Source organism: Rugosimonospora acidiphila, from assembly GCF_039543385.1.
GTDB classification, from domain to species: Bacteria; Actinomycetota; Actinomycetes; order Mycobacteriales; family Micromonosporaceae; genus Rugosimonospora; species Rugosimonospora acidiphila.
Genome location: NZ_BAABJQ010000008.1, coordinates 324,064 through 335,248, shown reverse-complemented (window position 1 = coordinate 335,248; position 11,185 = coordinate 324,064). Strand labels below are relative to the sequence as shown.

General features: G+C 68.6%; 12 protein-coding genes. 9 read left to right on the top strand and 3 right to left on the bottom strand.

What is annotated here, in order from left to right:
* Nucleotides 1–788: 788 nt before the first annotated feature.
* Nucleotides 789–1,586 (top strand): COG4705 family protein, encoded by a 798-nt coding sequence (locus ABEA87_RS17075; protein ID WP_345630665.1) that lies wholly within the window; start codon nt 789–791, stop codon nt 1,584–1,586.
* 36 nt (nt 1,587–1,622) lie between these two features.
* The gene (locus tag ABEA87_RS17070) at nt 1,623–2,519 is read left to right on the top strand and encodes an ABC transporter permease (protein ID WP_345630663.1); all 897 of its coding nucleotides are present in this window, start codon (nt 1,623–1,625) and stop codon (nt 2,517–2,519) included.
* On the opposite strand, the gene ABEA87_RS17065 is transcribed toward ABEA87_RS17070, so the two are convergent.
* The gene (locus ABEA87_RS17065; protein ID WP_345630661.1) at nt 2,428–3,261 is read right to left on the bottom strand and encodes an ABC transporter permease; all 834 of its coding nucleotides are present in this window, start codon (nt 3,259–3,261) and stop codon (nt 2,428–2,430) included. The two genes, ABEA87_RS17070 and ABEA87_RS17065, sit on opposite strands and share 92 nt — an antisense overlap.
* Nucleotides 3,258–4,202: an ABC transporter ATP-binding protein gene (locus tag ABEA87_RS17060; RefSeq protein WP_345630659.1), complete on the bottom strand. Its 945-nt coding sequence runs from the start codon at nt 4,200–4,202 to the stop codon at nt 3,258–3,260. The genes ABEA87_RS17065 and ABEA87_RS17060 overlap by 4 nt, the downstream gene beginning before the upstream one ends.
* Nucleotides 4,203–4,517: 315 nt before the next feature.
* On the opposite strand from ABEA87_RS17060, the gene ABEA87_RS17055 reads away from it, so the two are divergent.
* The 6 genes from ABEA87_RS17055 to ABEA87_RS17030 all read left to right on the top strand — a co-directional run bounded on the left by ABEA87_RS17055 (nt 4,518) and on the right by ABEA87_RS17030 (nt 9,909).
* Nucleotides 4,518–4,958 carry a MarR family winged helix-turn-helix transcriptional regulator gene (locus ABEA87_RS17055; protein WP_345630658.1) on the top strand — a complete coding sequence of 147 codons (441 nt, stop codon included), beginning with the start codon at nt 4,518–4,520 and terminating at the stop codon, nt 4,956–4,958.
* An 85-nt stretch (nt 4,959–5,043) separates the two neighbouring features.
* Nucleotides 5,044–5,616: a YbhB/YbcL family Raf kinase inhibitor-like protein gene (locus ABEA87_RS17050; RefSeq protein ID WP_345630656.1), complete on the top strand. Its 573-nt coding sequence runs from the start codon at nt 5,044–5,046 to the stop codon at nt 5,614–5,616.
* 951 nt (nt 5,617–6,567) lie between these two features.
* On the top strand, nt 6,568–7,287 hold the full coding sequence (locus ABEA87_RS17045) for a GAF and ANTAR domain-containing protein (RefSeq protein ID WP_345630655.1): 720 nt from the start codon (nt 6,568–6,570) through the stop codon (nt 7,285–7,287).
* A gap of 37 nt (nt 7,288–7,324) precedes the next feature.
* Nucleotides 7,325–8,056: a GAF and ANTAR domain-containing protein gene (locus ABEA87_RS17040; RefSeq protein WP_345630653.1), complete on the top strand. Its 732-nt coding sequence runs from the start codon at nt 7,325–7,327 to the stop codon at nt 8,054–8,056.
* A 249-nt stretch (nt 8,057–8,305) separates the two neighbouring features.
* Nucleotides 8,306–8,890 (top strand): TetR/AcrR family transcriptional regulator, encoded by a 585-nt coding sequence (locus tag ABEA87_RS17035; RefSeq protein ID WP_345630652.1) that lies wholly within the window; start codon nt 8,306–8,308, stop codon nt 8,888–8,890.
* A 62-nt stretch (nt 8,891–8,952) separates the two neighbouring features.
* Nucleotides 8,953–9,909 carry an SDR family NAD(P)-dependent oxidoreductase gene (locus tag ABEA87_RS17030; RefSeq protein WP_345630650.1) on the top strand — a complete coding sequence of 319 codons (957 nt, stop codon included), beginning with the start codon at nt 8,953–8,955 and terminating at the stop codon, nt 9,907–9,909.
* Nucleotides 9,910–10,131: 222 nt separating this feature from the next.
* On the opposite strand, the gene ABEA87_RS17025 is transcribed toward ABEA87_RS17030, so the two are convergent.
* Nucleotides 10,132–10,707: a mismatch-specific DNA-glycosylase gene (locus tag ABEA87_RS17025; RefSeq protein ID WP_345630649.1), complete on the bottom strand. Its 576-nt coding sequence runs from the start codon at nt 10,705–10,707 to the stop codon at nt 10,132–10,134.
* 127 nt (nt 10,708–10,834) lie between these two features.
* Here ABEA87_RS17025 and ABEA87_RS17020 point away from each other — a divergent pair, with 127 nt between their 5' ends.
* Nucleotides 10,835–11,146 carry a hypothetical protein gene (locus tag ABEA87_RS17020; protein ID WP_345630647.1) on the top strand — a complete coding sequence of 104 codons (312 nt, stop codon included), beginning with the start codon at nt 10,835–10,837 and terminating at the stop codon, nt 11,144–11,146.
* The last annotated feature ends 39 nt before the right edge of the window (nt 11,147–11,185 follow it).

Genomic DNA, 11,185 nt, shown 5'->3' with positions numbered 1-11,185 from the left:
GATACGCCATCGGCGCCAACTGGCAGAAGGTGGCCGACGCCTTCAAGGGCCCCACCTACATCATCGCCGCGATCGTGGTACTGGCATGCGCCATCGCCGTCGCGGTGTTCATCCGTCGACGCCGCACGTCCAAAGTGGAGACACGATAGGTCCCCGACCTGTCGGGCGGCATGATGACTGAGTCAACGCCGCCGGCCCGGATCCACATCGCGAAGCGCCCGCCGGACGCGGCGAGCGTCCCGGTTGTAGTACCGCAGCGATCGGTTACCCCATCGGTCCGTCCACAGACGCACAGGAACACCGCGCTGCCGCAGGCTCGCCGCGATACGTGAGACAGCATCCGGACCTTCGCCGCCCCAGGAACGATCGGTCTCCAGCCGCCCCCACCGTCGACGGTCCACGAACACCACCACGACCAGGCCGAACAATCCACCCGCCAACGAACTGGCACCCACTGGCAGGTCGGCTGCGCGGCCGACGCCGTAGCCGACGCCGGTACCGACCACGCACACCAGCCCGACGGCGAGCCAACCGACCCCGTTCAACCGCACGCTTCGGAACAGCCGAATCCGACGACGGTAACCGCGCCACCGAGACGCGCGGTAAACCGCGTATCGACAATCCACCGCGACCCCCTCGATCACGAAATCCGCGGCAGCCGCGGCCCTGGGTCGGATCTTTCGGGCGCCCGGAATGCCCGTTCCCGTCGGGCAGGTCGGCCGCATCGGAGTCGCCCTACAGCGTGTAGTAGTGTGTCGCGGGGGGCTGACCCAGAAGGGCGGAGTTCGATGCGACCCAGCACCACCGTCACCGGTACCGTACGACCGTCGATGCGGGCGAAGGTACCGGAGATCACCGCCATGTTCTGGCTGATCAAGGTACTCACCACCGGCATGGGCGAGGCCGCCTCCGACTACCTCGGCACGCTCAGCGTGATCCTCGCCGGCGCGATCGGAATCATCGGCCTCGTGATCGCCCTGACCCTACAACTGCGCGCCCGCCGCTACATCGCCCCCGTCTACTGGTTCGCGGTCGCGATGGTAGCGGTGTTCGGCACCATGGCCGCCGACGCGCTACACGTCGCACTGGACATCCCCTACGCCGGATCCACCGCGTTCTACGCCGTGGCACTGGTCGTCGTGTTCACCCTCTGGCGCCGCGCCGAGGGCACCCTATCCATCCACAGCATCGTGACCCGACGCCGGGAAATCTACTACTGGATCACCGTCCTGGTCACCTTCGCCCTGGGCACCGCCGCCGGGGACCTCACCGCAGCCAGCATGCACCTGGGCTACCTCACCTCCGCCATCCTGTTCGCCGCCCTCATCGCGCTGCCCGCCATCGGCCGGCGGCTCGGCCTGGACAGCATCGCCGCGTTCTGGATCGCCTACGTACTGACCCGCCCACTGGGCGCCTCGATCGCCGACTGGCTCGGCAAACCACACCACCCCGACCACGGCCTGGGCTTCGGCGACGGCACCGTAGCTGCCCTCGCCACCCTCGCCATCATCGTGCTGGTCGGCTACGTGACCGTCGCCCGCGCCGGCATCCAACCCGACGTCGAACCCGCCACCGTCGAAGTCTGACCCAACGAACACCACCGACACCCTCACCACCCGGCCATGAACGCGTCAGGTCCGGCCTCCTGGCCCCCGCTGGCCGCCGTGCTCGCCACGCTGATCCTCACCACCGCACTGGTCGCCGGCCTGGGCCGCCTCGGCGTGGCCCGGCAAGCGGTCACCGCGTCACTACGCGCCGCGATACAGCTCGGGGTGGTCTCCGTCCTGATCGTCGCGGTCCTGCGCTCCGCCGGCCTGACCGCCGGCTTCATCACCCTCATGTTTCTCGTCGCGTCGGCCACCGCCGGGCGCCGGATGACCGCCCGGCACGGAGGCCGATTCGCGGCGGCGGCGATCGCGGTCGGGGTCGCGCCGGTCCTGGGCCTGCTGCTGGGTACCGGCCTGGTGACCACCACCCCGGTGGCGGTACTGCCGGTAGCCGGCATCCTCATCGGCGGCGCGATGACCGCCACGGGGCTCGCCGGGCGGCGGGCCCTGGACGAGTTGCACGCCCGACGGGGCGAATACGAGGCCCGGCTGGCACTCGGCTTCACCGCCCGTACCGCCCGACGCGACGTGGTGCGCCCGGCCGCGGTCCAGGCGCTACTGCCGGCGATCGACCAGACCCGCACCGTCGGGCTGGTGACCCTGCCCGGGGCGTTCGTCGGCGTACTGCTCGGCGGCGCCAGCCCGACCCAAGCCGGGATCGCTCAGGTACTCGTACTGGTCGGGCTGCTCACCGTCGAGACCACGGCGGTACTGGTGGTGGTCGAACTGGTGGCGGCCGGCCTGATCCAGCCTGCACCGGCCCGCCCCACGACTCCGGCCGGGCCGGCCGCGCGCAGGTGGCGGCCGACCCGGTTCCCGCTCAGGCGTCCCGGCGGCGCAACAGGTACGCGCCGCACAGGAGCAGCAGCACGGCCCAGCCGGCGAAGACGGCGAGCCCCTGCCAGGCGGTGAGCAACTGTTTCGAGTCAACGTGCTGCTGGAAAATGAGCGAGCCGGCGTTGGTCGGCATCCACGCGTTGACGTGACGGCCCCAACTGTCCGGCAGCAGCCCGGTCAGCTGGGAGATGACGAGCATCAGGCCGAGCACGGCGGTGATCGCGCCGGCGGTGTGCCGCACCATCAGGCCGAACGCGAAGGAGAACAACGCCAGCACGGTGATGTAGAGCCCGGCGCCGAACACCGCGCGCAGCACACCCGGATCGTCCAGGCTCACCGGGATGTGGGGCGAGATCACCAGCTTGCCGACGAAGAACGCGCCGAAGCTGACCGCCTCGCCGACGACGAACATCAGCCCGCCGAGGACCGCCAGCTTCGCGGTGAACATGGTCAGCCGCCGGGGCTGCGACTGCAGGGTCGAACGGATCATCCCGGTGGCGTACTCGGAGGAGATGGCCATGACCCCGATGACCGCGACAGCGAACTGTGCGATCGACATCGGGCCGCCCAGAATCTGGTCCAGCGGATGGTGAATGAGGTTCTGTTGCTCCGGCGACGGCATGGCCGCCCACCGGCGGTCGATGCTCAAATAGTTGATCAGCGCGTTGAGCCCGATCGCGATGGCGGCCATCGCGCCGATCGACCACATCGTGGAGCGCACCGAGCGGATCTTCGTCCACTCCGAACGCACCGCCCCGGGAAGTCCGGCGCGTCCGGTGGCGGGTGGCAGCGGCGCCCCCGAGGTCAGCGAGGTCATCGGGCGGACTCCTTCACGGCCACGGGGTGGGAGCCGGGAACGGCGGCGTGGTACTCGACGCTGTCCTTGGTCAGCTCCATGTACGCCTGCTCCAGGGATGCCTGCAGCGGCGCGAGCTCGTGCAGGCGGAGGTGGTTGTCGAAGGCGATATCGCCGACCCGATCCATGCCCAGGCCGGTCACCAGCAGCGTGCTGTCGCCGTCCGGTACGACGGCGGCACCCGCCGCGCGCAGCAGCGGGGCGAGCGCACCGCCCTCCGGCGAGCTGACCCGTACCGCCAACTCCGAATTCTGGTCGATGAACTCCTGCACCGTGCAATCGGCGATCATCCTGCCCCGGCCGATGACCAGCAGCCGGTCGGCGGTGTTCTCCATCTCCGACATGAGGTGGCTCGAGACGAACACGGTGCGGCCCTCGGCCGCGAGCGCCCTCATCAGGTTACGGATCCACCGGATGCCCTCCGGGTCCAATCCGTTGACCGGCTCGTCGAACATCAACACCTTCGGATCGCCCAACAGCGCCGAGGCGATGCCGAGGCGCTGCCCCATGCCCAGCGAGAAGCCCTTCGAGCGCTTGCGCGCCACCTCGGACAGGCCGACGAGTTCGAGCACCTCGGCCACCCGCCGCTTGGGCAGGTTGTTCGTCTGGGCCAGGCACCACAGGTGGTTGTAGGCGCTACGGCCACCATGGATCGCCTTCGCGTCCAGCAGCGCGCCAACCTCGCGCATCGGATTGTCCAGCGCGGCGAACGGCCTCCCGTTGATGGTGACCGCGCCGGACGTGGGCGTATCCAGGCCGAGGATCATCCGCATCGTCGTGGACTTGCCGGCACCGTTGGGACCGAGGAACCCGGTCACCTGCCCCGGACGTACGGCGAACGACAACTGGTCCACGGCCAGCCGGTCGCCGTACCGTTTGGTGAGGCCCACCGCCTCGATCATGATCAGGTCCCTTCTGGTCAGACACCGGGGATGGTGTGGTCACCGTAAGCGGCCAGCACCTCCAAAGGGATCCGTCGTCTTCCCTCAAATTCCGCCGCTGGACCCGTACGGGTCGATGCGACCCCCTCAGGGAAATCCCCCACCTTCGCGACGCGATGGGCCATCACCGGCGCCACTGCCGGTGTGCTCGGCCTGGCTGGTGCACTGCCCGGCACTGCCGTCGCGTTACTCGCCACCGTCGCGTCACGGGGCGCACGAGGACCTCGATCACCGTGGGATGAAAAGTAAGTCAGGCTGATAAGGTAGGTTTAGTACATGGGCAAGGATCTGGACCCCGCCGATGTCGCCGCATCCCTGCTGGCCAGCGTCAGCGTTCTGGTGCGTCGAGTGCGCCAGGTACCCACCGGCGGAGGGCTCACTATGCCCGAGAGGCAGGCCCTGTCGTGCCTGGACCGCTCGGGGCCCACCACCTCCGCGGCACTGGCCCGGGAGGTGCAGATCACGGCACAGGCGATGGGGGCGACGCTCGGCGCGCTACGGGACCGCGGCCTGATCGAACGCCACCCGGACCCGATCGACGGCAGGCGCGTGATGCTGAGGGTGACCGAGTCCGGCCTGCGGGCGCTGAAGAACAAGCGCAACGCGCGGACCGAACTCATCGCCCAGTCCTTGACCAGAAGCGCGTTCACGCCGACCGAACTGGAGCAGCTCACGGCGGCGGCCCCGCTGTTGGAGCGGCTCGCCCAGAACATCTAGGGCGCACCCGCGACAATGCCCGATCTACAGGAGAGATAACCATGGCGCTGACAATGGTGGACATCGACAAGGTCGGGGCCGAGCGATGACCCTGCTTGGCCGACTCCTGCGCAACCGCCGAGCGGGCGAGACCCACACGGCCTGGAACCTGCCCAACCTCGACGGCCCCGAGTCGCTGACTCTCACCAGCCGGGACTTCAGCGACGGGGGCTCCATACCGCTGGCGAACTGCGCGAAGAACATCGGCGGCGACGACCTGTCCCCTCACCTGGCCTGGACGCCGCTCCCACCCGGCACCGCACAGCTCCTCCTGGTCGTGGAGGACATCGACGTACCCATAGCCAAGCCGGCCGTGCACTGCGTCGCTCTCATCGACCCGGCAGCGAACGACCTCGAGCCCGGCGCCCTGGCCGCGCGGCAGCCGGGCCCCGGGGTGCGGGTGCTGCGGTCCACCATCGGACGCGGCTATCACGGTCCCGCACCCATCAAGGGCCACGGGCCGCACCGCTACATCTTCCAACTGTTCGCGCTCGAAAACCCCTTGGGCGGCAACCCCCACGCAACGCCTCCGGACCGGGCACGACCCCGCGGCGTCCTGTCCTCCGTCACCCCACCCGTCCTCGGCCGCGGCCGACTGACCGGCGTCTTCGAACGTTGACTTCAGCTCGAGTGTCGGGGACGTCGACCGCCTGCCGCCGATGCCGATCTTGATGGGCATCCGTCGGGCGACCGTGGCGGAACTCCCGCCACGGCTGGGCCCGGCGAAGCGGACGGACGACGGACGGCAACGAGATCCTCAGCTGTTACCGTCCGCCGGCCTTACAGGACGCTGCGACTGCGCGGAGGACTCGGCCAAGCCCGGAGGGCGGACGGCACCGCGGGTGGCCGAGCGGGTTGCCTCCGGGCCCGATTGAGCAGCACCGCCACGGCGATGAGCAAGTCAGAACCGACGTGCTGCTGGAGCAGCGCGGTCAGTAGATAATGTCCTACCAGGTCGCGTTCCTCTGGTTTGAGCGTGGCGAGGGGAAGGGCGGTGGCGAACGAATGAGCGGAGCGTGCGTTCAGCGCTGCGGCAAGGTCGCGGCAGTGTCTGGGCAGGCCGTTGTCTAAGAAATATGTGCGCAGAGCCGGATCAGCCAAGGCCAGTCGGTAGAAGTTCTCCACCGCCACGGTGATCGCCGTGGGCTGCCACGGCCCGACGTTGCGAGTCAGTGGTGATCTTGTTTTTGCCCTTCGCGGAAGAGGCGACACGGGCTGGATCATTTCGAGGGGCCCCTTGGTGGGTATCTCACAGGTCTACTGCTCACCGGGGTCCAGAGTGATTCGTCGATCATACGCGCTGATCGACTCCGGTCAAGCAAGGTGATGATTCATACCGGAGACGCGGTCGATATTCCCGCAACGGGCAGACCAGCCACGACAACGTCGGCTGCCAGCCGTATGCTTCGCTCACACCAGCCTCTGCCAGCCGTCTGGTGTTCGAGCGGTGGACCGGCGTCACGGCCCTGCCGCCAGTGAGTCTCTGGACGAGAGGTGCGGGCCGTGCCACGTCAGATCCGATGCGCGCCCGCCTACGGCGCTGTCGCGTCGGTCTGCGTGCGGGGCTCCCTTGAGCGCTGACGAGGCGCGCCTCGGTCGGGTGCTCGCGGATATCGCCCGCCAACCCGCAGCCCCTGGAGGTTCTGGCGATACTGCCGGCCTGCTGCGACGCGTGTGTGTCGCCGCGGCGGAGAGCATTGAGGCGTCGGGTGTCGGGCTCTGGGTCATGTCGAAGGATGGTGTGCCCGGGTTTTCGGTCGCCTCGGACCCGGGGTGCCAGCAGGTCGAGGAATTTCAATTCACGGTCGGCGAGGGAGCGTCGACGGATGCGTTTTCCTCGCGCCGCCCCATTCTGGTGCCGGACCTCGCTGATGGCCTGTCCTCGCGCTGGCCCGTCTACTCGGCCGCGATGCACGACCTCGGAGTAGGTGCGGTGTTCGCGTTCCCGATGCAGGTCGGTGCCAGCCGCCTGGGCGTGTTCACCATCTTCCGCTCCCGGGCTGCGGGGTTGACGGCCGAGGAACTCGCTCTGGCGCTCACCTTCGCGGACGTCGCGTTGATGACCCTGCTTGATGGGCATGAGGCATCGAGCGACGGGCTCGCCGGGGCGATGACACACCAGGCGGCGGTGTTCCAGGCACAAGGGATGATCATGGTTCAACTCGGCGTGAGCCTCGAAGAGGCACTGATAAGATTGCGGGCTCGCGCGTACGCGGACGGACGCGCGCTGACCGATGTGGCTCGAGACGTGCTGACCCGCAGGCTTCGGTTCCAACACGGGGACTCGTGAGCGGGGCCTTTTCAATGGTTGAGAGATGGAGCGTGTCGTGACCGCAGTTTCCACTGAACGCCTTGCCCGCGTTTTCGTCGAAGTCGCCGACACTTTGGTCGACGAATTTGAGATCATCGACTTCCTGCACCGCCTCACGATGCGTACCGCCGATCTGGTCGACGCCGCCGCGGTGGGTCTGCTGCTGGCCGACCAGCGCGGACGACTCCAGTTCATGGCCGCGTCGCAGGAGCAGGCCAGACTGCTGGAACTCTTCCAACTGCAGAACGACGAGGGTCCCTGCCTCGACGCGTTTCGCACCGCGGCTCCGGTGGTCAATGCGGACCTGTCGACATCGGGCGGCCGGTGGCCGCGCTTCGCTCCGCACGCGGTTGCGGCTGGCTTCCGCTCAGTGCACGCCTTCCCGCTGCGACTACGCAGTGAGGTGATCGGCGCGCTGAACGTATTCGGCACCGAAGCCGAGGCGCGCCTGGAGGAGCAGGATGTCCACGTGGTGCAGGCGATCGCCGACATCGCCACAATCGCCCTGCTGCAGGAGCGTGCGATCCGGCGTAGTGAGATCCTCACCGAACAGTTGCAGGCCGCGCTCAACAGCAGAATTATCATCGAGCAAGCCAAGGGCGTGATCGCACAGGCCCTCGACCTGAGCATCGACGAGGCATTCGATGCGATCCGCGCCTACGCCCGCCGCAGTAACCGGCAACTCGGCGAGCTTGCGCACGACATCGTCACCGACCTCACAAAAATCGAAGAAATCACGCCTCCCTGACTTGTGGTTTGCGCCGTTGGGCCGTCGGCGGTGGTGCGGCGTCCCGGTCTCGCGACCCCGCAGGTGCGCCCCGCGAGACGACGCCACCATCGGGTAGCTACGGGCGACGTACAGCGTGCCCAGGCGGCATAACCGAACTGGCCTGCATCGATGCGCCCCGCCGATGCCCGCTGGACGAGGCCTGTGACGCGCGTCCCGTTCAGGTAGACGGGTTAGACAACTTTCAGAAATCTGTCTATGTTGTCTAACATGAACGACCCAGTGGTGGAGTCCGCCGACCCCAAACGCGCCGCGGTCCTGGCCGCCGCGCTCACGGTGTTCGGGCGGCACGGGTTCCAGAAGACCTCGATGGAGGCGGTGGCCAAGGCGGCGGCCATTTCCCGCCCCGGCCTGTACCTGCTGTTTCCCAACAAGGAGCAGCTGTACCGGGCCACCATGCAAGGCGTCCTGGAACGGGCCCAGGGCGCCATGGAGGCGTGCTTCTCCGACGAGACACTGGGCTTTCAGGAGCGGATCGTCGCCGCGCTGGACGCGCTGATGGGCCAGTACGTCGAGACCCAGGTGGCCCGCGACCTCAACGAGCTGCTGGAGAACAGCGAGCCGCAGTTGGGCTCGATGTTCCACGACTATCAGGAGCGGGCGAGGGCGACGATCACCACCCGGATCGCCTTGCTCGCACCTCCCGGTGTGCTCACCCCGGAACTGGGCGCCGAGGACGTCATGGACATCCTCTTCGCCGCCGCGCTCACCTGGAAGCAGACCTCGGCCACCCGGGCAGAGTTCCGGGATCGGATCCGCCGCGCCGTAACCCTGATTTACCGCGCGGCGAACTGACACCGGCCCGACAACCGGCCATCCGCCGCTCTCGTATAGCGCTATAACCCTGGAGTACCGATATGTCACGTATTGTCACCCCCTTCAACGCCCGATCGACCGCGGCCGAGGTGATCGCCGGTGTCGACCTGAGCGGCAGGCGCGCCGTCGTCACCGGCGGTACGTCCGGGATCGGACTGGAAACCGCCCGCGCGCTGGCCGCCGCCGGCGCACAGGTGACCATCGCCGTTCGCGACGCCGATGCCGGCGAGCGCGCCGCCGCCGACATCCAGGCCACCACCGGGCGGGACATCCGGGTCGCCCACGTCGACCTGGCCGACCGCACCACCATCGACGCCTTCGCCGCCGGCTGGACCGGTCCGCTGCACATCCTGGTCAACAACGCCGGGATCATGGCCCTGCCCGAGCGGCTGACGACCGCGCAGGGCTGGGAGCTCCAGTTCGCCACCAACCACCTGGGCCACGCCGCCCTGGTCCTGGGCCTGCACGACGCGCTCGCCGCGGCGGCCGGCGCCCGGGTCGTCACCGTCAGCTCCTCGGCCCACCAAAGATCCCCGGTCGTCTTCGACGACATCAACTTCGACAACCGGCCCTACGAGGCCTGGTCCGCCTACGGCCAGTCGAAGACGGCGACCATCCTGTTCACCGTCGCCATGGCCAAGCAGTGGGCCGCCGATCACATCACCGCCAACGCGCTGCACCCCGGCGGCATCATGACCAACCTTCAGCGTCACCTCGACGAGACGCAACTGCGCTTCGTGGGCGCGCTGGACGAGCAGGGCCAGCGCCTGGACGTCCCGCCGGGCTGGAAGACCCCACAGCAGGGCGCGGCCACCAGCGTCCTGCTGGCCGCCTCCCCGTACGTCGAAGGGGTCGCCGGCCGCTACTTCGAGGACGGCAATGAAGCCGTCGTCCTCCGCGAGCCCGGCGACGGCTACAGCGGAGTGGCTCCGCACGCCCTCGACGCCAACGACGCCGCTCGTCTCTGGGACGAGACGCTCCGGCTCCTCCGGCGCTGACCCGCGGATCTCGTCGATCGCTGGCACGCCAGGTCTGATTGCGTTCGCGCCGATCGCAGGTCGAACACCGGCGGGTAGGCCGCGGGACCGAAATCCGCGCGGGTCCGGCCCCGACCCGGCTGGCCATGCCACCGTTGCGGAGCAGGCCGCCGAAGCCAGCCTCGATGGCCGGCTTGGAGTCGTTACCCCGGCACTCGGCTACTGCCGTTTCTCGGGCCTGTGTCACGGCTGGTAGATATCGATCCCCGCGGCAATCGCCGCCTCGCGGTACGCGACGGCCAGACTCGCCGTCGTGGCGTGCGCGTTCAGGCCGCTGGGATTGGGAACCACCCAGAGCTGCGCCCCGTTGAGACTCTGCGGCTGCCGGCCGACGGTCGCTTTGGGACTCTCAAAGGCGATGCGATAGGCCGTGATGCCGAGAATCGCCACGACCCTCGGGTTGAGGCTCGTGACCCGTCGGGACAACGAGCGAGCCCCGGCGATCAGCTCGGCATTGGTGAGGTCCTCCGCTCGAGCCGTCGCGCCGGCGACCAGGCTGGTGATACCGATCCCGCGCGCCAGAAGATGAGCGCGATCGTCGCGGACGAAACCCGACGAGGCATCGATGAGCCGGTTCACGATGCCGGCCTGGAAGAGTGCGGGATAGAAACGGTTGCCTCTCCGGCCGAAATGCGCCTGGACGGCGACGGTCCGCAGGCCCGGATTCACTCCGACGAAGAGCAGCCGCAGCTCGGGTCCGACAAGGTCAGGTAGCGTCGCGCCCCGGAAGGTCTCCAGCTCGGCCCGGGTGAATCTCACGGAATGATCCTACGGGGAAACCCCATCAAATCAGCAAGGTACACCGAGCAACGCCACCGGTCGGTACCACAAGTCCGGCAGCCCATTCCGACAGCCGGCGACCCCACCGGCCGATAAGATCAGCTACGTGAAGCCGGACGACACCGCCGCCCGGCTCGGGGTACCCGTCGAGGACGTCGACCGCGTGCACCGCCTCGCCGGCGACCGGTCGTCGACTCCGCTGCCCGCCAAGGCCGACGCACCCGCGATCCGCGACCGCCTCGCGGTGCGCCCGGACGACGCCGCCGAGATCATGGCGGGCTGGCCCGACCCCGGCTCTCCATTGTGGACTTCGGAGCTGCGCTGGCTGCTTGACCGCTCGACCGCCCTGGTCCGTGCCGATCTCGGGGCCACGGCTGGCATTAGGAATCCCGTCGCCAGCCGGGGCGGCGGGTCGTAGGGTGCGTCGCGGGGTGGGGGGACGACGACCACGGAGGAC

What these genes read in the sequence shown, in the direction of transcription:
- ABEA87_RS17075 (WP_345630665.1), top strand. Translation starts at nt 789, where the DNA reads ATGCGACCCAGCACCACCGTCACCGGTACCGTACGACCGTCGATGCGG.
- ABEA87_RS17070 (WP_345630663.1), top strand. Translation starts at nt 1,623, where the DNA reads ATGAACGCGTCAGGTCCGGCCTCCTGGCCCCCGCTGGCCGCCGTGCTC.
- ABEA87_RS17065 (WP_345630661.1), bottom strand. Translation starts at nt 3,261, where the DNA reads ATGACCTCGCTGACCTCGGGGGCGCCGCTGCCACCCGCCACCGGACGC.
- ABEA87_RS17060 (WP_345630659.1), bottom strand. Translation starts at nt 4,202, where the DNA reads ATGATCGAGGCGGTGGGCCTCACCAAACGGTACGGCGACCGGCTGGCC.
- ABEA87_RS17055 (WP_345630658.1), top strand. Translation starts at nt 4,518, where the DNA reads ATGGGCAAGGATCTGGACCCCGCCGATGTCGCCGCATCCCTGCTGGCC.
- ABEA87_RS17050 (WP_345630656.1), top strand. Translation starts at nt 5,044, where the DNA reads ATGACCCTGCTTGGCCGACTCCTGCGCAACCGCCGAGCGGGCGAGACC.
- ABEA87_RS17035 (WP_345630652.1), top strand. Translation starts at nt 8,306, where the DNA reads ATGAACGACCCAGTGGTGGAGTCCGCCGACCCCAAACGCGCCGCGGTC.
- ABEA87_RS17030 (WP_345630650.1), top strand. Translation starts at nt 8,953, where the DNA reads ATGTCACGTATTGTCACCCCCTTCAACGCCCGATCGACCGCGGCCGAG.